The sequence below is a fragment of the Hoeflea sp. EC-HK425 genome, from assembly GCF_902498795.1.
Classification (GTDB): Bacteria; Pseudomonadota; Alphaproteobacteria; order Rhizobiales; family Rhizobiaceae; genus Hoeflea; species Hoeflea alexandrii.
This window is the reverse complement of the sequence record NZ_LR701553.1, coordinates 56,119-81,543: the sequence shown is the minus strand read 5'-3', so window position 1 is coordinate 81,543 and position 25,425 is coordinate 56,119. Positions and strand designations below refer to the sequence as shown.

The following is a 25,425-nucleotide window of genomic DNA, read 5'->3' as shown; positions in this document are numbered from 1 at the left end:
CGCGTGGCTATGTCGAGGCCGCCAGTTCCGCAAACACACGCCGCGCCTACGCGTCCGACTGGAAGCATTTTTCCGCCTGGTGCCGCCGCCAGAATCTGGCCCCCCTCCCCCCGGATCCGGAAGTTGTTGGCCTTTACATCACCGCCTGCGCCTCTGGCAGTGCCATTGGCACGGCGACGCGCGGCGGCAAGCCAAACTCCGTTTCGACGATCGAACGGCGCCTGGCCGCGATTGGCTGGAACTGTACCCAACGCGGCATGATGCTTGATCGAAGAGATCGCGCCATCGCCACAGTGATGGCCGGCATTCGCAACACACACGCTGCCCCTCCCCGTCAGAAAGAAGCGTTGCTGCCGGAAGACCTGATTGCCATGCTTGAGACGTTGGACCGCGGAACCCTGCGTGGTCTACGAGACCGGGCAATGCTGCTGATTGGATTTGCTGGCGGCTTGCGACGATCAGAGATTACCGGCCTTGATCTTGGGCGTGACCAGACCGAAGATGGCCGTGGCTGGATCGAGGTTCTCGACAAGGGGCTTCTCATTACACTGCGCGGCAAAACGGGGTGGCGCGAGGTGGAGGTCGGACGCGGGTCTGCCGACACCACATGCCCGGTCGTTGCCACCGAGACCTGGATCAAGTTCGCAAAACTCGCCAAAGGCCCCCTCTTCCGCCGCGTGACAGGCAAAGGCAAGAACGTCGGGCCGGATCGCCTCAACGACCAAGAGGTAGCGCGCCTGGTCAAACGCGCCGCCCTCGCGGCTGGCGTACGCGGTGACCTTTCAGAAACTGAGCGCGGACAGAAATTCGCTGGGCACTCGCTGCGCGCCGGTCTCGCCTCATCGGCCGAAGTCGATGAGCGATATGTGCAAAAACACCTCGGTCACGCCTCCGCGGAAATGACCCGGAAATACCAGCGACGTCGCGACCGGTTCCGCGTCAATTTGACGAAAGCGGCGGGGCTATGATCCCCTCCCCTGTTATCTTTAAGAAAGAACCCGCCTTTTTGACTAGCCGTCCACTCAGGCGTCCGGCGTAATCAGCTTCAGCGAAGGAAAATATGTGCGGTAGCGGCCGACGTCGCGGGTGAGCAGCGGCAGTTCATTGACGGCCGCATGGGCGCCGATGAAGAAGTCGGGTAATACACCGGTCCGCGATCCACCCGACCGGCGATACTGGGTGAACACTTTTCCCGCCAGGAACAGCGCTGCTCGTGGCATCGGAGCTATAGCGAGTCCTGCCTCATCGACAAACGCTTCAAGAAGCTCGATGCGGTTGTAACGAACCGCCAGCTCGGCATAGACAACATCGTTGATCAATAACGGCCCATCGAGGCTAGCCGCCTCAAGTTGGGCAATCGACCAGTCCGCCCAGATCGGATCGTCAGTGACGAGGTCGAGCAGAACATTGGTATCGACAAGCGTCACGCTTCGCCACGCGTCAGCGCCATGATTGCGTCGGTGTTGAGGCCCTTGCCAGCATGGCCGCGCAACTTCGCGAAGCGTGTGGCCGGCTGATTATTGTCGGTACGTGCAAGCACCACGCTGCCATCGGCTGCGCGGCGGAAATCAACCTTGCTTCCCGGAACGATCCCCAGCAGATCTCGAACCGGTTTTGGTATGGTCACTTGTCCCTTGGCTGTAACGGTGGTGGTCATGTCCGCTCCATGGTAATACCTGATTTCAACAAGGTATTACTTTGCCGGTCGGATTTCAAGCCCTGGATCGTCAACTAGCCGTGAAGCGGCTACAGACGATCGTTTACAGAAGACCTCTGCTTCTGAACAACCGGCTTGTAGCACTTATTATATGTCGATAGAATGCAATTCCGTCGACACGAATTAGCCATATGTCGATAACGACGACATGTCCGCCCGACATGTCGTTCGAAGAAGGATTGATCGACATGCCGTTTCGCCCGGATCGCCCCTACAACGACCTCCCTCCCCTGCCCCCGCGCGAGGATGTTGAGACGAAGGCAGTCCTGAAGGCCTGCATCGAGGCTCGTGCAGCACTGGCCGAGCTTCGCATATCCGGCCAGCTCATTCCCAACCAGGCCGTACTGATCAACTCGATTCCGCTGCTCGAGGCGCAGGCGAGCTCGGAGATCGAAAACATCGTCACTACCACCGACAGGCTGTTCCGCTTCGCCAACGAAGCCGGCAATCACGCTGATCCTGCGACGAAGGAAGCATTACGCTATCGCACAGCCCTCAGCGAGGGCTTTCAGTCGCTCAAACAGCGGCCCGTGTCGACGTCCACGGCGATCACTGTGTGCCAGACCATCAAAGGCTTCGAACTGGATATCCGCGCAACGCCAGGAACAGCGTTGATGAACGAGACAACGGGTTCGGTAATTTACACGCCCCCCGAGGGCCAGGCACTTCTGCGCGACAAACTCGCGAACTGGGAGCGCTACATTCACGAAGCTGAGGACATCGACCCGCTGATCCGGCTCGCCGTGATGCATTACCAGTTCGAGGCTATCCACCCCTTCATAGACGGCAATGGCCGGACAGGACGGGTACTGAATCTGCTCTTCCTCGTTGACAAAGGCCTGCTGGACATCCCGGTACTCTATCTGAGCCGCTATATCATAGGGAACAAACGCGCCTACTATGATCGGCTCCTGGCCGTCACGACTCAGGAGGAGTGGGAGGACTGGATCCTCTACATACTGGAGGCTGTGCGCGAAACGGCAAACTGGTCGACAGCGCGAATTCGCGCCATCCGCGATCTGCTGGATCAAACCGCGGAGCATATCCGACGCGATCTGCCCAAAATCTATTCCCGCGAGTTGGCAGAGGTAATCTTCGTGAACCCTTATTGCCGAATCGGCGACCTTGTGACGGCCGGCATCGCAAAGCGACAGGCAGCGTCGGTCTATCTCAAGGCCCTCACCGAACTGGGCCTGCTGCAGGAAATGAAGGCGGGCCGGGAAAATCTTTACATCAATCCGGCGCTACTTGCGCTCCTGAGCGAGCAACGCCCGGCTCGGCACAACCAATGAAACGCCCGAACGCCAAGCAGCACCTGAGATGACGCTGAACGCGGGGAAATTCATGCGTCCAATCCAGATCTCACCTATCGCGAAATCGCCGGTCAGCTTGGGTGGTTTCGTGAGTTGACACAGCGGGTAGCTCGGAATAGTCGCCCTCTTTTGTCAAGAACCTTATCGACCGAGCGCGCCGTTCCCGCCTGATCGATGCTGAAACCACAGCCAATGCAGCAATAGCCAAAGCGCTCATCATCACGATCTGGGCTTGTTTAAGGATTTCAGAAGCGCTTCCGAGACCTCATACTGTCCTTCCCCGCCTTTGTTGCCGTTTGGCGGCTCCCTATCGGTCGTGGCTGCCGCCTTGTCTGCATCCAGCTTGGTCCGCAGTAGGGCCATTACCATCGGCCAGGTCGAGAATTGCCCGTCTCTCGCCTTATCGGTGAGGCTGCGCAGATATCCACCCGCGCTGTTGATCTGATCGGACCGCTGCAGGATCGCCGCCAGCGTGATGGCAGCCTGAACCTCACCCATGGCGTCGCAAGCTTCTCGCCACGCACTCGGACTGACCCCCAGCATCGGCCGGGCCACCTCGACGGCCGCCAAAAAATCACTCCAGTGGCGTATTCGACCACCCTGAGCCAAGTCCATCAGGTCCGGGCAAGCGTCAAGCACGATCCCCAAGGGCAGCTCCCGCTTCGGCAAGCTCCGCAGGTTATCGTTTTCCAGGGCGTTGCCGCCCGCTTCACTTCTTCTTCGAGAGCCGTTTTCAGATTCAAAAATGGAGTCTGGTTTTGAATTCTGTATGTGGCGTCCAGATTGGGACTCATTGGCGTCCATATTCTGTGTTTTTGTGAATAGTTCCAGCATGTCATGCACCTCGGTCCACAACTCCTGGAGCTCGTCGCAAAGGCTTTCGATGACCTGGCGCGGTGCCGTGCGAGGAAGCCGTGCAATAATCTCCTGGTAGATCTGAGCAATACGGCCCCAATTGCCTGGAACGCCCTCCTCAATGCCGGCGTCGATCATCTTCACAACATCCCGACGAAGCAGTGTCAGGCGTTCCTTGGAGACCTTGAAGGCTTTCTTCTCGGCCTGAACCGCTTCCGCGAGTTGCTCGAACTCCTCGGCGCGGGCCACGATCGGCGAGAGGTCGAAGCCATAGGCCTGTTCGATCTCTCCTCCCCGGCCCTTGCGCGCGAAACGCTTTCCATTCGGGCTGTCTCTGCGAATGATCAGTCCGCAATCGACGAGGACGGCCAGGTGCCGGCGCAGCGTCGTGGGTGGCATACCATTCGCGCGTGCCATGAGTTGTTCATTCGACGGCCAAACGACCAGCGTTCCGTCGCCCGACAGCTCGCTCTCTCGATGGAACGACAGGAGCGCGTTGAGAATGGCTAGGGACCGGTCTGTGGCGCCCAGAAGGTCCCGAGCTTCACGAATCGAGCGGAAGGCCTTCCACTTCTCGACCGTTGCCCCTTCGGGTATAGATTTCGCGGTGACTTGGCTTGCCATTTGGCCAAGGGTCATCGGCCGCCGCCCAAAGGGCGTCGTGGAGATATGCGTCTGCATTTTCTTTCACCTATTGCTAGGCAATAGAAAACTGCTCGCCGAAACGGCGCTCACGACTCAAAAGAGCCTTGACTGTGATTCCGGGAAGTGCGATTCTCTAGCTGCAAAACAGGGAATGGGCTTCCGGAAGCGATTTCGGTGGCCTTTTTCTTTGCCAAATTTCTGGTAGCCGTTCGGAAACGGCCGATTGATCAGTCGCCGCCCTCCTTGCCGTTGTCCTGAAATTCCTGATAGAGGCGCTCTAGCCGGTCGGATAAATAGGCGCCAAACTTAGAAGCATCCCTCGATTTTAAAGCCAGAGTGAATGCGCGGCCCGTGTCTTTGGTCGACACCTTGACCGTGTCATTCGACAAACTCCAAGCGTTTTCTGCCGGGCGCTGCTTTTTCGACTTCAATCCTTTCGAGGACTTTAGCTTAGCAACAACCTTGTCAAAACGTTCTTCGCTTGAAAGCTCTTCGAAGTCCGAGCCAGTCGCGATATCTAGTGCGATGTCGGTGTTTCCGGGTTTGTCGAGCAGAAGCTTGAGTTCATACCATCTGTCGCGACCAACAGCCTTCGCCCTACCGATCGCACTGATAATCTCGGGCTCGATAGAAGCAACAGATAGCATCTTCGACAGAGTTGGTTTGTCGACACCGATCGCAGCAAGAGCGGTCGCATTATCAGCATCGTATCTCTTCTGCACAATGTCTGATGCAAAGAGTGCCTTCTCAATGAAGGAGGTGTTGGACCGCGCATTGTTTTCCTGTCCCTGAGCGATCACATGGTCCCGGTCGGACATCTTCTTGACGACCGCGCGAAGCTTTATTCCAAGCTCCTTGGCCGCACGGTGTCGTAGCCGACCGAAAACAAGCATGTAACGGCCTGGCACGGTCGGATGGGGGCGCATCAAAGCGGGCGTGTTTTGTCCTGACAGCCGAATGGATTCGAGTACTTGGTTGAAGTCCGCCTCGTAGTCGGCCTTACCAAGGTTTACGCGGTCACGGGCGAAAGACTCGTCAACCAGGTCAGGGTCCACCTCCACTATCGTTTCACCCTCCAGCAGCTTATCAGCGTGAGAGGCCATTTCATCTATCGAGCTGATGATCGAGCGCGACGCACCCTTGATGGTATAGTCAAGAGCAACCGAATTCTCGGGCTTCTCGCCCTCCTTATCCATGATGCCTGCAAAGGGATTCTTCCGGGCCATCAGTCTAAATTCCTCTAAAACAGCTTACGGTTTTGAAATCCTTGCGGTTTTCAGTGGTTTTGACGGCAGTCAACATCAAAGACGCCCCCACGCTTTGTGGATCAAGCCCTGTATTTCAAAGTTGACGCCGTCCATGCTATCAATGGCTCTGTCGTAGGTGTCGCGGCTGAAATTTGACCTCTCGACCTCGTAGAGCGTCTGCTTGGTTAGTCCAGCGTCAGAGATCGCGGTCGACTTGAGCATAGGATTTTTTAGAATTTCTTCGGCTAGCATCGACTGCATGAACCCCAGCATCTGTGCTTGTGGGACATCCGTCGGCTCGTAGCGCGTTATCAAGTAGCGTAGCCAATCGAGGCGCACATGAGCTCCGGCCTTCTTGATCGATTTTAGGATGTTGCCGAGCATCAAGAGGAACTGGCTCATGGACATGAGGTCGAGCATCTGTGGATGTACCGTGATCAGTACTGATGTGGCGGCTGAAAGCGCCGACAATGTCAGGTAGCCGAGTTGAGGCGGGCAATCGATGACGACCACGTCATACCGATCATCCACCGTTTCGAGTGATCTCGCTATGCGTGTGAAGAACCGCTTGCCCTCTTGAGAAGGGGACTGCATTGCGAGCGGCGTGTCGTACTCGTACTCCTGCAGCTCAAGATTTGCAGGAACTATGTCGAGCAGTGGAAAATTGGTCGGCTGTATCACTTGCTCCAAAGAGACGGGGTTATCGTATCGTATGGAATCGTAAAACGACGGGTTCTTGTCGAGTTCAGGCTGAAATCCATGGAGCGCGGACAAGGAGGCTTGGGGGTCCAGGTCAACGGTCAATACCCGATGCCCCGTCAGCGCCAGATGTTGCGCGAGGTGTGCGGCCGTGGTCGTTTTCCCAGACCCCCCCTTGAAATTCACCACCGCAATTACCTGAAGTTTCTCGCCGACCTTGCGGTGAGGGACGTACTGCTTTGCATCCGAACGGCCATTCTTGTCGAGATAATCTCGTAGCTCTGACATCTGCTCAGCGGTGTAAAACCGTCTACCGCCACTTCCGACAAAAGGCTCAGGGCCCTTGTTCTCGAGGTGAAGGCGTTTCAGGTTATTCGGGCTGACACCGAGGTAGTGCGCTACCTCAGCCATCGTGAACCGGCGAAGCGTCTTCTGCCCGGTCGTTGGAAATTTCTCGACGCGCAATTGGTCGAGCTTGCGCGAAATTTCCGCACCTTGGGCCAGAATCTTGTCGTCAAACTCAAAAGTTGGAAGGGCCGACATGCCTGGAGAACCTCATACATAGAAAATAGCGCCAAATACGGCATTTCGGATGATTTGGCGCCAGTATGTGCGATTCTCGGTTTCAGGCAAGGAAAATAAGGTTAACAGAAACTAAACACCTCGTCAGACGGCAACACGTCTTGATCCGAAGAGGGGCCTTTTTTCCTAGTATTTTCATATTGTTAGATAAGATTCTCGCGCCATGTTCGAACGGAATATTCCCCGGCAGATTTGCCGGGGGGACCTCAACCAAACACCGGGTCTTCAGCCTCGAAAGAGGAACCCATAAAGAACACAACCGATTTTCCTGCGACTCAGTTCCGTTGGTCAGACATATCCTAAGCTCAAAGGCCCCACGTCACTACGTCGCTCACCCCGGCAGTTCTGCCGGGGTGACCGGTTTCTCTCATTCGATCAAAACCGCAACTCACCCGCAAGTAGCAACGGTGGACGCGATGCAAACAGGATTTGGCCGTGCCGAGCGGCACCAAAATTCGCCAATTGGAGTAGATCGATGAGCACGAGTTCCTCCCACTCCCGATTGGTCCGAAAACTGCGTGAGGCGCTCGGAGATGCGATCTGCGCGGCACTCGAGGACGACGATGTCGTTGAAATCATGCTCAACCCGAACGGACGGCTGTTTGTCGAGCGGCTGGGCGAGGGGATGGCAAAGATTGGCGCGCTGCAGGTGGGCGCGGCTGAGATCATCATCGGCAGCGTTGCGCACGCCCTGCAGACCGAGGCGGATGACGAACAGCCTATTATTTCCGGTGAACTGCCGATCGGCGGGCATCGGTTCGAGGGTTTGCTTCCCCCGGTGGTGAGGGCACCCAGCTTCACCATTCGCCGGCGCGCATCCCGTCTGATCCCGCTTGCGGACTATGTCAGCAGCGGGGTGATGACCAGGCTTCAGGCAAGCCTCATTCGACGCGCCATTCAGGAACGGCTGAATATAGTCGTCTCTGGTGGAACGGGGTCAGGCAAGACCACATTGGCCAACGCAGTCATCGCCGAAATCGTCCAGTCCGCTCCATCGCATCGGTTGCTCATTCTGGAAGACACGGCCGAGATCCAATGCGCGGCCGAGAACGCGGTTTGCCTGCACACGACCGACAGCACCGACATGGCGCGGCTTCTAAAAAGCACGATGCGTTTGCGCCCCGACCGCATCATCGTCGGCGAAGTCCGGGACGGCGCCGCGTTGACCCTTCTCAAGGCGTGGAACACAGGCCACCCGGGCGGGATCACCACCATACACGCCAACACCGCCCATTCCGCGCTGCGGCGTTTGGAACAACTGACCGCCGAGGTGAGCCAGCAGCCGATGCGGGAAGTGATCGGCGAAGCGGTTGACCTCATCGTGTCCATTGAACGAACGGCGACCGGTCGGCGTGTGCGTGACGTGATGCGCGTTACCGGTTTCGACGGCGCGACTTACGAAACAGACCACAATTCCCAGATCGACGAGGACAGCCATGCCGCATAACTTCCGCCGAAACGCCTCTATCGGAGCGATCGTTGCCTTGCTTTGCGTGGGCGTCGCGTCTCCAGCTCTCGCAAGTTCCGGCGGCGGCCTCCCATGGGAAGGACCGCTCCAGCAGATCCAGGAATCGATTACCGGCCCGGTTGCAGGCTTCATCGCACTCGCCGCCGTCGCGGTCGCCGGGGGCATGTTGATATTCGGCGGTGAACTCAACGACTTCGCGCGGCGGCTGATGTATGTCGTCCTTGTCGCAGGCATTCTGCTTGGCGCGACCCAGATCGTCGGACTGTTCGGCGCATCGGGTGCCTCGATCGGCCTCCCAGATCAGGCAGCCCCGGGCGGGCGAGGGGAGGGGACTGATGGCTGAAGCCGGCGCACCCCTTTCCCGCTCGCCCATCCATCGCGCATTGTCGCGGCCGAACCATCTGATGGGCGCCGACCGCGAACTCGTGCTTCTGACCGCGCTCGCCACGGTCATTCTCATCTTCGTGGTGCTGACCTGGTTCTCGGTGTTGCTCGGCATTGCTATCTGGATCGCCGTTGTCGGGATCCTCCGGATCATGGCCAAGGCCGATCCGATGATGCGGCAGGTCTATCTGCGCCACATCGGCTACCGACCGGCCTACCTGACGACATCGTCGCCATGGCGGAGGTACTGACCTCTCATGGTGGCGCTCAAGCAATTCCGAAACTCAAAACCGTCGTTTTCCGACTTGTTGCCCTATGCAGGCCTGATCGCCGACGGGATTATCCTGCTGAAGGACGGCTCACTGATGGCGGGCTGGTATTTCGCGGGACCGGATTCGGAGAGCTCGACCAATGTCGAGCGAAACGAGGTGTCGCGCCAGATCAACACGATCCTTTCACGGCTCGGAACCGGATGGATGATCCAGGTTGAGGCGGTCCGCGTGCCGACGACGGCCTATCCGGCTCGTGACGCCTGCCATTTCCCCGATCCGGTCACACGGGCGATCGACGAAGAGCGTCGTGCACATTTCGAGGCAGAGCGCGGCCACTACGAGAGCCAGCACGCCCTTATCCTCACCTATCGGCCACCGGAACCGCGCCGGTCGGCCATGGCGCGATATGTCTATTCCGACGAGGCAAGCCGATCGGAGACCTATGCGAACCGCGTCCTCAATTCGTTCCAGACCTCGATCCGTGAGGTCGAGCAGTATCTCGGCAACGTGCTTTCGATCCGGCGCATGGTGACACGCACAGTTAGCGATCCGGAGACAGGAAGCGAGGCGCGCTATGACGAGCTCTTCCAGTTCATCCGCTTCTGCATCCTCGGTGAGAACTACCCCGTCCGCCTGCCGGCGATCCCGATGTATCTCGATTGGCTGGTCACGGCAGAATTCCATCATGGGCTTTCTCCTATGGTCGATGGCACCTATCTGACGGTCGTCGCCATTGACGGTTTCCCAGCCGAGAGCTGGCCTGGGATCCTCAATTCGCTCGACCTGATGCCGCTCACCTATCGCTGGTCGAGCCGGTTCCTCTTTCTCGACGATCAGGAGGCGCGCCAGAAGCTCGAGCGCACGCGCAAGAAGTGGCAGCAGAAAGTCCGGCCATTTTTCGACCAGCTCTTCCAGACCCAGAGCCGATCGGTCGACCAGGACGCCATGACGATGGTGGCCGAAACCGAGGATGCAATTGCAGCTGCCTCGTCGCAGCTTGTCGCCTATGGCTATTACACGCCGGTCATCGTCATGTTCGACACCGACGAAGCTCGTCTGCGCGATCAGGCGGAGGCTGTCCGACGGCTGATCCAGGCAGAAGGCTTCGGCGCCCGTATCGAGACGCTCAATGCCACCGAGGCCTATCTCGGCAGCCTACCCGGCAATACCTATGCCAATGTCCGCGAGCCGCTCATCAATACAAGCAATCTCGCCGACCTCATTCCGATCAATTCCGTATGGGCAGGCAGTGCGACCGCCCCATGCCCGTTCTATCCTCCCAATGCCCCGCCGCTGATGCAAGTCGCCAGCGGCTCGTCTCCCTTCCGGTTGAACCTGCATGTCGACGATGTCGGCCATACGCTGATCTTCGGGCCGACGGGGTCGGGAAAGTCGACCTTGCTAGCGCTGATCGCGGCACAGTTCCGCCGGTACGAAGCGGCGCAAATCTTCGCCTTTGATAAAGGCAAGTCGCTCTACCCGCTGACCAAGGCCGCCGGCGGCGATCACTATGAGATCGGGGCAGGGGAGGGTGCGCTCGCATTCTGTCCGCTGGCCGAGCTTTCAACCGACGGGGACCGGGCATGGGCGGCCGAATGGGTCGAAACGCTTGTTTCCATGCAGGGAGTGAGCATCACACCCGACCACCGCAACGCGATCGCCCGTCAGATCGCCCTGATGGCCGAGGCGCGCGGCAGATCGCTCTCGGACTTCGTGAGTGGCGTTCAAATGCGCGAGATCAAGACCGCGCTTCACCATTACACGGTCGACGGTCCGATGGGACAGCTCCTTGATGCCGAGCAAGACGGGCTGACGCTTGGGATGTTCCAGACCTTCGAGGTCGAGGAACTCATGAATATGGGCGAGCGCAATCTCGTCCCCGTCCTTCTCTATCTCTTCCGCAGGATAGAAAAGCGCCTGACCGGGAACCCAAGTCTGATAATCCTCGACGAGGCCTGGCTGATGCTTGGCCACGCAACATTCCGTGACAAGATCAGGGAATGGCTGAAGGTCCTGCGAAAGGCCAATTGCGCCGTCGTTCTCGCCACGCAGTCTATCTCGGATGCCGAGCAGTCCGGTATTATCGATGTGCTCAAGGAAAGTTGCCCTACCAAGATATGCCTGCCGAATGGCGCCGCTCGGGAACCCGGAACCCGCGAATTCTACGAACGGATCGGTTTCAACGAGCGGCAGATCGAGATCGTCGCAACCGCCATTCCGAAGCGGGAATACTACGTCGCGTCTCCAGAAGGGCGGCGTCTGTTCGACATGACACTTGGACCCGTCGCGCTCGCCTTTGTCGGCGCCTCGGGCAGGCAAGATCTCAAGCACATCAATGAACTCAGCCAACAGCATGGACCGGACTGGCCCATGCACTGGTTGCGGACAAGGGGAGTGGACAATGCGAAACGCATTCTCTCGATCGACTAAAATAGCCGTCGCGGCTCTGACGGTGGCCGCGTGGTTGCCGATCGTTCATGCCGATGCCGGCACCGTGACGGGCGGGGCGACCGAATGGACGCAGATCCTGAACAATACCGAGCTTGTCAGTCTCGTCGGGCAGTCGACCGAGCAGATCGGCAATCAAATAACGCAGATCACGCAGTTGGCGGAGCAGATCCAGAACCAGCTGAAGATTTACGAAAACATGCTCCAGAACACGCTGACCCTTCCGAACCAGGTCTGGGGTCAGGTGGAAAGCGATCTCAACAGGCTACGCGGCCTCGTCAATCAGGGTCAGTCAATTGCTTTCTCGATGGGCAATGCTGACGATGTGCTTCGGCAGCGGTTCCAAAGTTTTGCCGATTTCAAGTCGGGGCTCACCAGCGGCGAGACGTTTTCCGCAAATTATCAGACCTGGTCGGACACCAATCGCGACACGATTGCCGCAACGCTTAAGGCGGCCGGACTGACTGCGGACCAGTTCAGCTCCGAGGAATCGACGATGAGCCAGTTGCGGTCGATGTCGCAAAGCGCGGTCGGTCAAATGCAAGCGCTTCAGCTTGGCCACCAGATTGCGGCCCAGCAGGTCGCCCAGGCCCAGAAGCTGCGGGGACTCGTCTCCCAGCAAGTGACGATGATGGGCACCTGGTATCAGTCCGAACAAGCGGCCAAAGACCTCGCCCAGAACCGTCGCGAGGAATTCTTCAAGTCGACCACGCCCTCCACCTCGGGTGGGCAGGAAATGGAGCCGCGCTGGTGAACAGGTCCATTATTTTCATGGCGATCGTCCTCACAGTCATCGGAATCGGCGGAATCCTCGTTTGGCAGATCGTTCTGCCGTCCAACGCCCCCGCATCTGCCGGCACAACAGCGCCGGTGCCACAGAAATTTGACACGGCTGGCGGGCAGGAGATGCGTCCGCGCTGGAAGACAGGTGAGGGCGATGAGGCGGAAAACTAAGATCTTCTTTGCAGCTGCGTTCGCACTCGGTCTGTTTGGAGGGCCAGCGTTTGCCCAAGAAGGCACGCTGCTGACGACGCTGGAAAACGAGATTGCTAGCGCTGCCCAAGGCTGGCAATCCACGATCCTGACTGCGGCGCGGTCACTCTTCTGGATCCTCGCTGGCATCGAGGTCGGGATCGCGGCGGTGTGGCTGGCTATCTCGGCGGCCTCGCTCGACACCTGGTTCGCGGAGCTTGTCCGCCGCATCATGTTCATCGGCCTCTTCGTTTTCATACTTGAGCAAGGGCCCGACTTTGCAAAGGCCGTTGTCGACAGCCTATATCAGATTGGCGCCGGCGGCGGCTCGGCATCACCCGCCAATGTCTTCAATGCCGGTCTGCAGGTGGCAAGCGCCATGTCAGTCAAGGCCCAGTTCGGCCTGTTCGAGGATAACGCTCTGGCGATCGCCGCTGTCTTCGCAATGGTGGTCGTGGTCATCTCTTTCAGCCTGGTCGCGGCAATCTTCGTTGCCGTCATGGCGGAAATGTATGTCGGATTGCTCGCCGGCATGATCATGCTCGGGCTCGGCGGGTCGAGCTACACCAAAGATTTTTCGGTCCGCTATCTCGTCTACGCTTTCTCCGTTGGTATGAAACTGTTGGCGCTCGTGATGATCGCGAGGATCGGCTCGGAAGTCCTGATAGGCCTCGCCAATACGCCGTCAAACAGCGACGAGTTCCTCTCGACACTGGCGATCGCCGGCATCTCCGTCGTGGTGTTTGTCATCGCCATGTATGTGCCGAACATTGTGCAAGGGATGGTGCAGGGCGTTTCCGTTACGGGCGGCATGGAAGCCATACGCCATGGCGGGCAAGCCGCGAGCTTCGCCGCCGGAGGTGCTGCGCTCGCCACGGGCGGGGCGAGGGCAGGGGCCGCGGCCTATTCCAATGCCCGCGCCGGCGGCAGCTCGTTCGGTGCGGCCGCACTCAAGGGCATGGCAAGCGGTGTCGGCGCGGCTGGTGGTGCCGTTGCATCCGCTTCGCGTGACAAGGCGATCGGGGTGCCCGGCACCTGGGGCGCTTCTACGCTTGGTCTTGCCAACGCCAAGCTCGATCAAGGTCAGGATCGTCCTGGCCCACGCCCAAACCGTGACGAGAAAGCGTGACAGAGACCATGGCCAAAACACATCCCCCCGAAAACCCCTATCTCGCCGCACGTCAGGAATGGAACGAGCGTTACGGCTCCTATGTCAAGGCGGCGGCTGCCTGGCGGATCGTCGGTATCACCGGCATGCTCATGGCGGTGATTGGCTTCTCCTACGCGCTTTATCAAAGCACTCAGGTCAAGCTCGTTCCCTACATCGTGGAAGTCGACAAGCTCGGGACCGCGGCGACCATCGGGTTTCCGCAGCAGATCGAATATGCCGACGCCAGGGTAGTGCGTGCGACGCTTGGAAGTTTCGTATCTAACTTCCGCTCCGTCACACCCGACGCGATAGTGCAGAAGCAATATATCGACCGCGTCTATGCGCTGCTGAGATCATCGGACCCGGCGACCGAGAAGGTGAATGCCTGGTTCCGCAACAATTCGCCGTTCGACAGGGCAAGATCCAAGACGGTTGCCATCGAGGTCACCAACATCGTGCCGCTTTCCAACCTGAGCTACCAGATCGACTGGACGGAATATGAGCGCGACCGGCAGGGCAAGGAGATCGCTACCAGGCGGTTCCGTGGCGTCGCCACGGTGGCGTTGACCCCGCCACAGGACGAGGCGGTGATACGGCTCAACCCCATCGGCCTCTACCTCAAGGATTTTGACTGGACAGCGCAGTTGTGAGCGCGCGCAAGGATAGAAACATGAAGAAAAGCATGCCCCCCGCCATCGCGCTTTGCGCTGGCGTTATCGTCGCAGCCACAAGTTTTCCGGTCTCCGCTGAGCCACTCAGCAACAATGAAGCCCGCGGGACACAGCTTTCTGGACAGTGGCAGCACAGCCAGGGCGTTGTGACGCGCGGGCCGGACGGGAAGGTGATCTTCCTCTATGGCGAGGTCCAACCCTCGGTCGTCTGCTCGCCGTTACAGGTCTGCGATATCGAACTTCAGGCCGGCGAGATCGTTCGGGACGTCCTTGTCGGCGACACGGTACGGTGGAAGGTCGATCCGGCGACATCCGGCGCGTCGAACGGTCAGGCGGTGCATCTGATCGTCAAACCTGCCGAGGCCGGGCTCATGACGTCGATGGTCGTGACCACCTCGCGGCGGACCTATCACATTCAGCTCAAGTCTCATCCGACCCAGTACATGGCCCGTGTCGGCTTCGACTACCCCGAGGACATCAATGCACGCTTCGCCGAGATCAACGCACGGATCGAGGCGAGCGTCGTTCCGGGAGCCGGTGTGCCGGCCGATCAGCTCGACTTCTCCTTCCATGTCAGCGGGTCCGCGCGCTGGCGGCCGACTCGGATCTATAGCGACGGCATGAAGACCTTCATCCAGTTTCCGTCTTCGCTCTCCGGCCAGGATGCGCCGGTGTTGTTCGTCGTTTCCGGTGGCGAAAACCGGATCGTCAACTACCGAATGAAGGGGTCTGATGCCGGAGGGGGCAGGATCCTACGTTAAGACCGCCTGATCACGTTTTGGGCCACCTGTATTCGCCGGTCAGAAGTATGTGGGCCCATCCGAGTGGCGAGGTATGCGCTAGCAGGCTTTGAGAGCGGCGGTGCAAAAGTCGGCCATGGTAGCGGCGGAATAGTCCGGCCGCGGGCGGAGTAAAATCCGGCCACCTATTTTCCTTCTGCGACGAATGCAGGAGGGCTTGGGGATCTACACCGTGGAACTTTATCTGAAGGTTAGACTGGCTGTCTCGGAAGGGATGAGCCGGCGTCAGGCTGCAAAGCATTTCAACATATCGCGCGACAGCGTTGCCAAGATGATGGCGTATTCGATACCGCCGGGCTACCAGCGTCAGTCACCGGTCCGGCGGCCCAAGCTGGACGCATTTGTTTCGACGATCTGTCACTGGCTTGATGAGGACATGAGGGTGCCGCGCAAGCAGCGCCACACGGCCAAGCGGGTGTTCGATCGGCTCCGGGACGAGTGCGGATTTACCGGCGGCTACACGATCATCAAGGACTACATGCGCGAGCGTGAACAACGCCGCCAGGAGGTGTTTGTGCCTTTGTCGCATCCACCCGGCCACGCTCAAGCCGATTTCGGCGAGGCGATGGTGGTGATCGGTGGCGTGGAGCGTAAGGCGCACTTCTTCGTGCTGGATCTGCCGCACAGTGACGGCTGCTATGTTCGGGCCTATCCGGCGGCCGTGTCGGAAGCCTGGGTCGATGGCCACATCCATGCGTTCGCCTTCTTCGGGGCCGTGCCGCAATCAATCGTCTACGACAACGACCGTTGCCTGGTGGCGAAGATCCTGCCCGACGGCACGCGCAAGCGCGCCAGGCTATTCAGCGGCTTTCTATCCCACTACCTGATCCGGGATCGCTACGGCCGTCCGGGGAAAGGCAATGACAAGGGAAGCGTCGAAGGGCTTGTCGGCTATGCCCGGCGCAACTTCATGGTACCGATCCCAGAGTTTGCGACGTGGGAGGCGTTCAACGCCTGGCTGGAAGAGCAATGCCGCAAGCGCCAGCGAGACAGGCTGCGCGGCGAGAACGAGACGATCGGAGAACGGCTGCAGCGTGATCTGGCCGCCATGCGCGCGTTACCTGCGTCGCCCTTCGATGCCTGCGACCAGTCTAGCGCCAAGGTAACGGCCCAGTCGCTGGTGCGCTACAAGACCAACGACTATTCTGTCCCGGTCGCCTATGGCCACCAGGACGTCTGGGTGCGTGGCTATGTCGATGAGGTGGTGATCGGTTGCCGCGGCGAGATCGTCGCTCGTCATCCACGGTGCTGGGAGCGGGAGGACGTCGTCTTCGATCCCGTCCATTACCTGCCGCTGATCGAACAGAAGATCAATTCGTTGGATCAGGCAGCGCCCTTGCAAGGCTGGAACCTGCCCGAGGAGTTCGCCACGCTGCGCCGGCTGATGGAAGCGCGGATGAACAAGCATGGCCGGCGTGAGTATGTGCAGGTCCTGCGCCTGCTGGAAAGCTTCGAGCTTGCTGACCTCCATGCGGCAGTGAAGCAGGCCATCCAGCTCGGAGCGATCGGATTCGATGCGGTCAAGCATCTGATCCTGTGTCGGGTGGAACGCCGGCCACCGCGATTGGACCTGTCAATCTATCCCTACCTGCCGAAGGCGACGGTCGAGACGACCTCGGCGAAGTCCTACATGCGCCTGCTTGACAGTGTTGAAGGGGAGGAAGCGGCATGAGCACCGAAGCACCGGAGATCCTTCTGTCCCATTACCTCAAGAGCCTGAAGCTGCCGACCTTCCTGCGTGAGTACCAGAAGCTGGCCCGGTTGTGCGCCATCGAAGGCGTCGACCATGTCGGATACCTCAGCCGGCTTGCCGAACAAGAGATGATCGAACGTGATCGGCGCAAGGTCGAGCGCCGCATCAAGGCGGCGAGGTTCCCGGTCGTCAAAAGCCTCGACAGCTTCGACTTCGCCGCCATCCCGAAGCTCAACAAAATGAAGGTGCTGGAGCTCGCTCGTTGCGAATGGATCGAGCACCGCGAGAATGTCATTGCGCTTGGGCCCAGCGGCACGGGCAAGACCCATGTCGCGCTTGGTCTCGGCCTGGCTGCCTGCCAGAAGGGTATGTCCGTCGGCTTCACAACAGCCTCAGCACTCGTCAGCGAGATGATGGAGGCGCGCGACGAGCGCCGTCTGTTGCGGCTCCAGAAACGGATGGCCGCATACCAGCTTCTCATCATCGATGAGCTGGGCTTCGTGCCGCTCTCCAAAACCGGCGCAGAATTGCTGTTCGAGTTGATCTCGCAACGATATGAGCGAGGCGCGACCCTGATCACGAGTAACCTTCCCTTTGATGAATGGACGGAGACGCTCGGGTCCGAGCGTCTGACCGGCGCACTGCTGGATCGTATTACCCACCACGTCAGCATCCTCGAGATGAACGGCGACAGCTATCGTCTCGCCCAAAGCCGAGCCCGAAAGGCCGGCTGAAACCCTCCGGAAATCGCCGCGCGCGCATGAGACCCCCACTCGGGCTACGCCCTCGCGGCAGCCTCATGCGCGCACAAAGAGTGGCCGATTTTTGCGCCGCCGCCTGGCCGGGTTTTACTCCGCCGTTGACANAAGGTTTTGGACCAGATGAAAACGATCGGCTACCTGCCGGGCCTGCGCTGCACCCTCCCGGGCGGCCCGGGCGTATAGGCCGCAGCGATCTCTGCTGACGACCTCAATAGCAGGACGTTCCTGCAACCATGCCTTTGCGCTCTCGACGCTACGATCGTCCAGAACATCGACGACTGTTCGGCGTTCGAGATCGACCATGATGGTGCCGTAGTGCGAGGACTGCCGCCGGATCTGTCGCAAACCGAAATTAGGGCCACGATGGGACGCTTCCGTGCTGACTATCAAGCTGCCAAGATTTCTAATTGGTCAGCGATTGAGGGACACGGATTATAGGCAAACCTCGCCTGTCGCTTGCGCATCATATGAACCAATTCAATGCCGTCGAGTATGACCCGGGCACTTGCAATCGACTTGAAGCCAAGCATGGATCTGACCCGGCGTTTGATGCGCCGATGGTCCTGTTCTATCCGGTTGTTAAGATACTTGCTCTTGCGTATGCGAATTGGTTTCAGTGAGCGCCGCGTCTTGTCGCGAAGGCGGTCTTCAAGATCGCAGGAAACAATTGCCTCGTAATTTGTCTGGCTGCCGTCGATGGTGATGCGATCCGGGCGGCCATGGCGCGCAAACGCCTTTCGAAGGAAGCGCTTTGCAGCCGACAGGTCACGGTGTTCGCTGAAGAAGAACTCGATCGTGTCACCCACACTGTCGATGGCACGGTAGAGATACATCCATTGGCCGCGCACCTTGATGTAAGTTTCGTCGATATGCCATTTTCCAGTCACGACACGCTTGCGCCGGAGGAAACATTCCAGCAGCTTGGGCGAGAAGTGAATGATCCAGCGGTGCACAGTCGAATGATCGACGCTCAGGCCGCGTTCGGCCATCATCTCTTCGAGATCACGAAGGCTGAGATTGTAAGCGAGGTACCAGCGTACGCAAAGCAAGATGACCGACTGGTCGAAATGGCGACCTTTGAACATGGAAAGCTCCCGGAATTATCGAGAGATCATTATCGGTTGCCGGTTAGCGAAGAGTTTGCGACAGATCCAGACCACACAATTGTTTTTTCATTTTCTTTCCTCCTCTGTTTTCCAGCCGCCTTCCGGCACCCTGCCCGGGCATCGCGGAAACAACGACTAATCCGGCTTTAAACTCACAGGGCCGCAGCGCGCGGCCCCCATCTCAAAACACGATTACTCCCTTTCCCCCGACCTGCTTGTCGAGCAGGTCGTAGGCTTTTCCGGCGTCCTCCAGCGCCCACCGGTCTGAGAAGATTGAACCGACGTCGATCCCGCGATCCACGGAAAAGACGCCGCAATCTTCCATCAGGTTAGTGGAGAAGGTGAACGATCCCGCCATGTTGATCTGGCGAAAGATCACGTCTGACGCGAGGTTGATTTCTGTCGGCTGTCCCAGTCCGACGAAGACCGCGGTGCCCCAAAGCCGGAGGCATTTGACTGCGTCGTTGATCGCTTGTGGTGCGCCCGATGTTTCCAGCGTGTAGTGCGCGCCCCGACCGTGTGTCAGTTCTCGGATTGCCTCCACCGCGTCCGTTTCAACTGGGTTGATTGTTTCGACGGCGCCGAAGCGGCGGGCCATTTCGAGCCGCTCGGGGCTGATATCGAGAGCGATCACCCGCGCGCCCATTGCCGCGGCGAATTGTGTACCTGATAACCCGACAGGACCCTGCCCGAAGATCGCGATCGTATGGCTGCCGTTGGGTTGGATCTTGCGCAACGCCGCATAGGAGGTGCCGGACCCACAGGCAATCGCCGCACCCGCTTCGAACGATAGCTCTTCGGGTAGCGTGACCAGCGTATGGGCCGCGCATTTCATGTATTTCGCGTGCGCGCCATGGGCTGTCCAGCCGTAAATGTCAGGTACCTTGTTTTCGCAGATCTGTGGCCAGCCGGTGCGGCATTGATCGCAGATGTGGCAGCCGGAGTAGTGATGGATCATCACCCGTTGCCCCATCTGCGCAATGTTCTGATCGACCCCTGGTCCGATCGCTACGACGACCCCGCAGGGTTCGTGTCCGGCGATTATGGGGCCGCCGTCGCGCATCGTCTCGTAGGGCTTGCCCTTGGCCAGTTTGCGAAACGCCCGGTCGTCGCTCGGCGCGCGGTAGGCGTGCAAATCACTGCCGCAAAGACCCGATGCCTTGACCTCGATGACCACTTCGCCCGGCCCTGGCGTCGGATCGTCGAACTCCATGATCTCGACTCGCTTGTCTCCGGGAAATGTCACACCCCGCATATCGCGCTCCCTTAGCTTTATAATTCACCTGCCCTGGCGAAGCACCGGACACGTCGTTTTCCGCTTCTCGTTTCTTTGTTCGAACTAGCTAACGTTCAAAGAGCGAACGGGATCGGTCTCTTCGAGCCAGGCCAAGAGGGCACGCAATTGGGCGTCCCGCGTCTCGACGACCGCTTCGGGGCTGTTGTTGAACTTGTACCAGCCTTGTCCCGTAATCGCGCCGAGGTTGTTCTGTTCGACCAGATCTTCAAGCACCTTCCGACCCTTGTAGTTCTCATCTCCGGTCTGTTCGTAGATCGAATTGGTGACGGCAAGCGCGGTCTTCTTCGAAACGATTAGATCTTCAGTCAGAAGTGGACCCCACAGCGCGAGTCTCGGCCCGAGACTTAGCCGGACGGCATCGTCGATATCGTCGCGCGTCGCCAGGCCTTCGTCCATCAGACGATAGATCTCGGTCAGCATGGCGAACTGGATCCGGTTCACAAGAAAGCCTGGACGTTCGAGGATCGCGACACCGACATGTTCGATGTTCTGCACCAGCATGCGGCTCCATGCCACCAACTCCGCTGGCGTATCGGCCGCATGGATCAACTCGATTACGGGAACGATATGACCCGGAGTAACATAGTGAATGCCCATCATCCGCTCTTTGCGTGTCATTTGAGCGGCGATGTCGGAGATTAGGAAGGACGAGGTATTGGTCGCCAGCACCACGTTTTCCGGACAGATCCTGTCGAGTTCCGCGAACAGGGCCTGTTTGACTTCCAGGGATTCCTGCACTGCTTCATGCACGAGGAAGGCCCCTTCGATCGCGCTCGCAAGATCCGGCTCAAGTGTCACTCCGGCTAGCATGGCCTCCGATGCATCCGAATCCTCGACCAGTCCTGCCGCGATCGGGCGGGCCCGCTCCGCGTAAGTGTCAAGCATGGTCTGATTGCTGTCGCAGATCACCGTATCATAGCCGTGATGCGCATAGAGTGTCGCGATGACACATCCCATGAATCCGGCCCCGACGACGCAAATCCTACCGGACCCGGGCGGCTCCGTACCGAACGCAAATTCCTTCAAACTTTCCTCCTCCCTTCAAATGGTATGAACCTTCGACTCTTCTGGACGACAGGCTTCTAGCCGACTGTTTCACTCGAGCCGCTGGGATTGCGGCGCGAGGATCAGGAATGTTCCGATTGTGCGATGCCGAGCGGTCTCGCGTCCAATACGCAAACGTCGACAATATATATGGTTACAGTTATGATTTAATGGCGGGCGTTCAATCAACTGAGGTGATTCCAGGATTTGCCCGACCGATTTATTGGGGTTTTGGTATGCTTCCGAGCCATCAGACCGGATGCCCGACACAGGAGAACAGGAATTGCGCAATGACCCACTAGAAGAACCGAACGACACGCTGTCGAAAGACCTTCTGCGGTCACGCAATCTCACGCTGCACAAGCTGCACGTCTTTTGCACGATCGCCAAATTCAACAGTGTAACCCGCGCGGCGGAGTATCTGAATATCGCGCAACCCGCAGTAACCGCCCACCTGCGCAGTCTGGAGAAGAGCCTTGGTGTCAAGTTGGTGCGCAAGGCCGGGCGAAACATCGAACTGACACAAGCCGGTCGCCGCACTCTTGCCTGGGCGAAGGAAACCATTCAGCGCAGCTCAGATATGTTTCTAGACCTCGCAGACATCAAGAAAGGTCTGATCGGCCGAACACGGATCGCTTCGTCGATGGTGGCTGGCACTTACAAGTTGTCTGAAACTATAATCGCGTTCAAAAAAGAATTCCCATCGGCCAGGATTTCGGTGTCGATGGCCAGCCCCTACCTTGCCACGGAATCAGTACTGCTTGGGGATTGCGACTTCGGGATCACTTTGGTTGATCACAATCGCGACACCTCACGGTTGGAGATCGAATTGCTCTGGCGCGAGCCGCTTTATCTGGTGGCCGCGATAGAGAGCCGACTGGTCGGCGATGTCGCTCATATCGATGAGCTAGGGACATTACCGTTGATCACCCCGCCGAAGGGGCAAATGGCGCGAGAGCTCATCGACGAGGTGCTGCGCGCCGCAGGGGTCGTGCGAACCAACAGCGTACTGGCCTTCGGGCATCCCGAGCCGATCCTAAATGCGATCCGCGCCGATGTCGGGGCCGGTTTCGTCTTCAAGAGCGCATTGCCGAGGGACCCAGAGGCGTCGGGGCTTCGCCTTGTGCATACACCAGACCTAGAAATTGCAATGCCACTGTTCCTGGTCTACGACAAGAAGACGGTGTTTTCCGCGCCGCAAATTCAGCTCATGGACCGCATCCGACAATCCTTCGCCGAGCCTGCATGATCATGTACAGAAGGCCCCGCGCGGGGGGGTGACACTGCGAGCCATGCAAAGGACACCCTCCGAAGGGCACGACGATGCGGTCAGTGGGACATGAACACCGGCACTTGGCTGCTCCTGATGACTTCGTGGGTAACGCCCCCGAACAGGTCTTGCGAAAACTTGCTGTGTTCGTAAGCCCCCATCACGATCAACTTTGCCCCCAACTCGGCAGCGGTCCGTTGAATAACGTCGGCTATGCCGTTCTTGCCTTTGGGGCGCTCGACCTGTTCCACGTCAACACCATGGCGTCGAAGGTGGGTGACAATGTCTGTTCCTTCAGGCATTTTCGGCAGGCTCGCGCCAACGCTCAAGATCGTGACCTTGCGCGGTCTCTCCTCCAAGATCGTCATTGCGTCGTTGAGCGCTCGGGCTGCCGAGCGCTTTCCGTCCCAGGCGACGAGAGCATGTGAACCAAGTTTGTCGGTGGAGTATCCATTGGGTACAACAAGGACTGGGCGGCCGCTTTGTAGTGCCATAAGATCTGGGTTCACAGCGCGAAATTCATCGGTAGGGAGGTTCGATTGGTAGCCTGTCACCACAAAATCAAAATTACGTGCGATTTCGGGCAAACTTAACTTTCCGATCTCGCTTGGCATAACAAAACGCGACCGTTCGGCCACTCCTGCCGAAGAAGCTTGCTCCTCAAAAAAGGCTCGAGCAGCTTCGATTTTCTCATTCCGCACATTTCCGAGCTTGTCGAGAAGTTCTTCGGTCAGGCCGAGAACATGTTCGAAGTAGGAAGAAGTGCTGCCATAAACCGCGGTCAGCCATGCATCGTGCTTGGCCGCAATTTTTGTCGCATGACCTACGCCACTCGGGAATCCAGCACTCCCGGAATGCGTAATAAGGATATTCTTGATGCTCATCTTCGCCTCACTGATCGAACGCTAAGACATGCTATCATTTGACTACTTAGATGTCTATGTTTTTTGCCGCGCTTCAAGAGATAGCTAGGTCGCGATAACCGCCAGACATACTGCGTGCCGTTCAAGCATGAAAGAGGCCACCCGGATGTTCTCCGGGCAGCCTCGCAGTGATCCGTATATGCGTGTCCTGTTGAAGACGGACGACGAGAACGGCGTCAACCTTTGGCGTTTGCCTCCAGTTTCCACTCGGACATAACTGGGTCAAGATTGAACAGTTTCTGCGCGTTTCCACCTAGAATGCTCCGCTTGGCCTTTTCGTCCAAGAACGGAAGATCATAGATCGTGCTCGGAAGATCCATATCCCAATGCGGATAGTCGGACGAATAGAGCAACTGCGATTCTGCGTTTATCATCTTGAAGGTGACTTCCAAGGCTTCGCGGTTGTCCACCAGCTCCATCGGCTGCGTAGAGTAGTACATCTCACGCATGTAATCGCTGGGTTTTTTCTTCAAGAGCGGAGCATCGGACGTACGCATCATGTACTCGTTGTCCAGCCGTTGCATCAGGAAAGGAACCCAAGCCAGACCACTTTCGATCCACATGGTTTTCAGCTTTGGAAAACGCTCGGGCATGCCGTTCATAACCCAGTTGGTCATGTGGATGATGTTACAGAAGCTGAAACCAAGCGCGTGAACTGAGATAAACTTGTTCAGCTGTGCCAACGAGGTGTCGGCCCAGTGATAAGCCGCGTGGAAGCCAAGAGGCATTCCATGCTCTTCCAGTTTGGCATAAATACGCATGTTTGCGCTGTCATGCACTGGCCGCTTGAGATACCCAGTCGAAAGGAACCCAACGACGCCTTTCTTTTCGGCGAACTCGTCAATCATCTTCTCGGCTTCGTGCGGCTCGTTCATGGGCAGATAGACCATGGATACGAGGCGATTGTCTTCTTCAAGAATGCGCTCGCTCAGCCAACGGTTATAGGCGCGGGCCATTGCCACCTCGACCTCGACTTGGGGGTGCGTTGCCAACAGCAGCATTGGGGTTGGGAAAAGGCACGCCATATCCGTACCCATCGCGTCCATCCAGCGCCGTGCCAAAGTGATGTCGCGGTGTGGTTCTTCGGGGACAATTTCCTTGTTCCGACCCGCATAGCGCGTCACGCGCCCAGCCATGTCCTGCGAACCGATCGCCTGCGGAATAAGGCCGGCGCGGCCAACGTTACCGGCTGACAAGCCAAGATGGCGCATCACCGGGTCGTCCATGTATTGCAGGATTTCCGGCAAGGCCTCAGTCTCATAGTGGTGGCTGTCCACATCGCAAATGAAGAAGTCTTTGTAATTGCGATCTTCCGCTTGCTTACGTGCGTTCTTCAGCAGCTTGCTGGTGTTAAATTCCTGGATTGCCGGATCGTTATCCGAGCTGTAGTTCATCGTGGTGCCCGTTAAAGACATTTTATCTCTCTCCCCTCGTGTTACGGATTCAGCGTCTGCCACATGCCCAACTCGAACACCGCCATATCGGCAGCATCGAGAATGCCGGTCGCGGCGATGGCGACAGCTGTCGCCGAGACATCGTTGTCTCGTGGGAATGCGGGCAAGCCGTCATTGGTTTCGCGAAGTTTCGCATATGCGGTCACAGCGTGTGAAAGCAGCGCCTGAAGTTGCTCGGCGCGCAGGCCACTGCTTTCGGGGTTGCGAAGTGCATTCAGGACAGCATCGACCGATGCCTCCAGAGCAGGAGCTTCAGCGGTTATCTGGTCAAACTTCGACATAGACCTCTCCTCCTTTTTCCACCACGTTGTAACGTTTCATTTTGTACTTCGGATCGCCGACGGCTTCGCCCGTTGCAATCTTGAATTCCCAGCCATGCCACGGGCAAACGAAATGCAATTCGTCTTCGTTGAAGGTCTGCCGGAGCGCGCGCTGCTGGTCGTCGAGTTCGACGCAGACCTGCGGCATCTTTAGGCCTTCGCATACCGGGCCACCTTGGTGCGGACACACGTTCTTATATGCAACGATGTCTCCTTTGTGCCGAATGACCCCGATCTCGACCCCGTCGACCTCGCAAATCTTTGCCGTCTTGTCGCTCAAGTCCGACACCGCACATAGCAATCTTTCTGGCATTATAGCTCCTCCGTCTGTTGC

General features: G+C 58.3%; 26 protein-coding genes. 13 read left to right on the top strand and 13 right to left on the bottom strand.

Annotated elements, in window-relative coordinates; genetic code table 11:
* Window positions 1–968: site-specific integrase (locus tag SPHINGO391_RS01265; RefSeq protein WP_152007210.1), on the top strand; the 968-nt coding region annotated here is incomplete at its 5' end.
* Window positions 969–1,022: 54 nt separating this feature from the next.
* Here SPHINGO391_RS01265 and SPHINGO391_RS01260 read toward each other — a convergent pair.
* A complete protein-coding gene (locus SPHINGO391_RS01260) occupies window positions 1,023–1,427 on the bottom strand; it encodes a type II toxin-antitoxin system VapC family toxin (protein ID WP_152007209.1) in 405 nt (134 codons plus the stop codon).
* Window positions 1,424–1,657, bottom strand: coding sequence for an AbrB/MazE/SpoVT family DNA-binding domain-containing protein (locus SPHINGO391_RS01255; RefSeq protein ID WP_152007208.1), 234 nt, complete (start codon window positions 1,655–1,657; stop codon window positions 1,424–1,426). Before SPHINGO391_RS01255 ends, SPHINGO391_RS01260 begins: the two co-directional genes overlap by 4 nt.
* A 248-nt stretch (window positions 1,658–1,905) precedes the next feature.
* Here SPHINGO391_RS01255 and SPHINGO391_RS01250 point away from each other — a divergent pair, with 248 nt between their 5' ends.
* On the top strand, window positions 1,906–3,009 hold the full coding sequence (locus SPHINGO391_RS01250) for a Fic family protein (RefSeq protein WP_152007219.1): 1,104 nt from the start codon (window positions 1,906–1,908) through the stop codon (window positions 3,007–3,009).
* A 240-nt stretch (window positions 3,010–3,249) separates the two neighbouring features.
* On the opposite strand, the gene repC is transcribed toward SPHINGO391_RS01250, so the two are convergent.
* The 3 genes from repC to repA form a co-directional block, all read right to left on the bottom strand.
* The gene (repC, locus tag SPHINGO391_RS01245) at window positions 3,250–4,566 is read right to left on the bottom strand and encodes a plasmid replication protein RepC (RefSeq protein ID WP_152007207.1); all 1,317 of its coding nucleotides are present in this window, start codon (window positions 4,564–4,566) and stop codon (window positions 3,250–3,252) included.
* A gap of 191 nt (window positions 4,567–4,757) precedes the next feature.
* A complete protein-coding gene (repB, locus tag SPHINGO391_RS01240) occupies window positions 4,758–5,756 on the bottom strand; it encodes a plasmid partitioning protein RepB (RefSeq protein WP_152007206.1) in 999 nt (332 codons plus the stop codon).
* A 75-nt stretch (window positions 5,757–5,831) separates the two neighbouring features.
* The gene (gene repA / locus SPHINGO391_RS01235) at window positions 5,832–7,019 is read right to left on the bottom strand and encodes a plasmid partitioning protein RepA (protein WP_152007205.1); all 1,188 of its coding nucleotides are present in this window, start codon (window positions 7,017–7,019) and stop codon (window positions 5,832–5,834) included.
* Window positions 7,020–7,533: 514 nt separating this feature from the next.
* On the opposite strand from repA, the gene trbB reads away from it, so the two are divergent.
* The 10 genes from trbB (at window position 7,534) to istB (ending at window position 17,650) form a co-directional block, all read left to right on the top strand.
* A complete protein-coding gene (gene trbB / locus SPHINGO391_RS01230) occupies window positions 7,534–8,505 on the top strand; it encodes a P-type conjugative transfer ATPase TrbB (RefSeq protein WP_152007204.1) in 972 nt (323 codons plus the stop codon).
* Window positions 8,495–8,869, top strand: coding sequence for a TrbC/VirB2 family protein (locus SPHINGO391_RS01225; protein WP_152007203.1), 375 nt, complete (start codon window positions 8,495–8,497; stop codon window positions 8,867–8,869). Before trbB ends, SPHINGO391_RS01225 begins: the two co-directional genes overlap by 11 nt.
* The gene (locus SPHINGO391_RS01220; RefSeq protein WP_152007202.1) at window positions 8,862–9,161 is read left to right on the top strand and encodes a conjugal transfer protein TrbD; all 300 of its coding nucleotides are present in this window, start codon (window positions 8,862–8,864) and stop codon (window positions 9,159–9,161) included. The genes SPHINGO391_RS01225 and SPHINGO391_RS01220 overlap by 8 nt, the downstream gene beginning before the upstream one ends.
* A gap of 6 nt (window positions 9,162–9,167) precedes the next feature.
* Complete coding sequence (locus SPHINGO391_RS01215; protein ID WP_152007201.1) at window positions 9,168–11,612, top strand: conjugal transfer protein TrbE; 2,445 nt, start codon at window positions 9,168–9,170, stop codon at window positions 11,610–11,612.
* The gene (gene trbJ / locus SPHINGO391_RS01210) at window positions 11,584–12,384 is read left to right on the top strand and encodes a P-type conjugative transfer protein TrbJ (RefSeq protein ID WP_152007218.1); all 801 of its coding nucleotides are present in this window, start codon (window positions 11,584–11,586) and stop codon (window positions 12,382–12,384) included. Before SPHINGO391_RS01215 ends, trbJ begins: the two co-directional genes overlap by 29 nt.
* 183 nt (window positions 12,385–12,567) lie before the next feature.
* Entirely contained in the window at window positions 12,568–13,731 is a 1,164-nt protein-coding gene (trbL, locus tag SPHINGO391_RS01205) for a P-type conjugative transfer protein TrbL (protein WP_152007200.1), read from the top strand.
* Between the two features lie 8 nt (window positions 13,732–13,739).
* On the top strand, window positions 13,740–14,402 hold the full coding sequence (locus tag SPHINGO391_RS01200) for a conjugal transfer protein TrbF (protein ID WP_152007199.1): 663 nt from the start codon (window positions 13,740–13,742) through the stop codon (window positions 14,400–14,402).
* A gap of 32 nt (window positions 14,403–14,434) precedes the next feature.
* Window positions 14,435–15,184 (top strand): P-type conjugative transfer protein TrbG, encoded by a 750-nt coding sequence (gene trbG, locus SPHINGO391_RS01195; protein WP_244615071.1) that lies wholly within the window; start codon window positions 14,435–14,437, stop codon window positions 15,182–15,184.
* Between the two features lie 211 nt (window positions 15,185–15,395).
* Window positions 15,396–16,895 carry an IS21 family transposase gene (istA, locus tag SPHINGO391_RS01190; protein ID WP_152007197.1) on the top strand — a complete coding sequence of 500 codons (1,500 nt, stop codon included), beginning with the start codon at window positions 15,396–15,398 and terminating at the stop codon, window positions 16,893–16,895.
* The gene (gene istB, locus SPHINGO391_RS01185) at window positions 16,892–17,650 is read left to right on the top strand and encodes an IS21-like element helper ATPase IstB (protein WP_152007196.1); all 759 of its coding nucleotides are present in this window, start codon (window positions 16,892–16,894) and stop codon (window positions 17,648–17,650) included. Before istA ends, istB begins: the two co-directional genes overlap by 4 nt.
* Window positions 17,651–17,782: 132 nt before the next feature.
* Here the strand turns inward: istB and SPHINGO391_RS01180 are convergent.
* The 4 genes from SPHINGO391_RS01180 to SPHINGO391_RS01165 form a co-directional block, all read right to left on the bottom strand.
* Window positions 17,783–17,980: transposase (locus SPHINGO391_RS01180; RefSeq protein WP_244615068.1), on the bottom strand; the 198-nt coding region annotated here is incomplete at its 3' end.
* Window positions 17,981–18,063: 83 nt separating this feature from the next.
* Complete coding sequence (locus SPHINGO391_RS01175; RefSeq protein WP_152007195.1) at window positions 18,064–18,762, bottom strand: IS6 family transposase; 699 nt, start codon at window positions 18,760–18,762, stop codon at window positions 18,064–18,066.
* Between the two features lie 202 nt (window positions 18,763–18,964).
* Window positions 18,965–19,996 (bottom strand): zinc-binding dehydrogenase, encoded by a 1,032-nt coding sequence (locus SPHINGO391_RS01170; RefSeq protein WP_244615067.1) that lies wholly within the window; start codon window positions 19,994–19,996, stop codon window positions 18,965–18,967.
* 126 nt (window positions 19,997–20,122) lie between these two features.
* A complete protein-coding gene (locus SPHINGO391_RS01165) occupies window positions 20,123–21,106 on the bottom strand; it encodes a 3-hydroxyacyl-CoA dehydrogenase family protein (RefSeq protein WP_193217148.1) in 984 nt (327 codons plus the stop codon).
* 301 nt (window positions 21,107–21,407) lie between these two features.
* Here SPHINGO391_RS01165 and SPHINGO391_RS01160 point away from each other — a divergent pair, with 301 nt between their 5' ends.
* Window positions 21,408–22,373, top strand: coding sequence for a LysR family transcriptional regulator (locus SPHINGO391_RS01160; RefSeq protein WP_210385735.1), 966 nt, complete (start codon window positions 21,408–21,410; stop codon window positions 22,371–22,373).
* Between the two features lie 80 nt (window positions 22,374–22,453).
* On the opposite strand, the gene SPHINGO391_RS25065 is transcribed toward SPHINGO391_RS01160, so the two are convergent.
* From SPHINGO391_RS25065 to SPHINGO391_RS01140, 4 genes are all read right to left on the bottom strand, one after another.
* Entirely contained in the window at window positions 22,454–23,278 is an 825-nt protein-coding gene (locus SPHINGO391_RS25065; RefSeq protein ID WP_210385734.1) for a universal stress protein, read from the bottom strand.
* Between the two features lie 215 nt (window positions 23,279–23,493).
* Entirely contained in the window at window positions 23,494–24,711 is a 1,218-nt protein-coding gene (locus SPHINGO391_RS01150; RefSeq protein ID WP_229743358.1) for an amidohydrolase family protein, read from the bottom strand.
* 41 nt (window positions 24,712–24,752) lie between these two features.
* On the bottom strand, window positions 24,753–25,052 hold the full coding sequence (locus SPHINGO391_RS01145; RefSeq protein ID WP_040104531.1) for a hypothetical protein: 300 nt from the start codon (window positions 25,050–25,052) through the stop codon (window positions 24,753–24,755).
* Window positions 25,039–25,404 carry a Rieske (2Fe-2S) protein gene (locus SPHINGO391_RS01140; RefSeq protein WP_235872051.1) on the bottom strand — a complete coding sequence of 122 codons (366 nt, stop codon included), beginning with the start codon at window positions 25,402–25,404 and terminating at the stop codon, window positions 25,039–25,041. Before SPHINGO391_RS01140 ends, SPHINGO391_RS01145 begins: the two co-directional genes overlap by 14 nt.
* Window positions 25,405–25,425 lie beyond the last annotated feature (21 nt).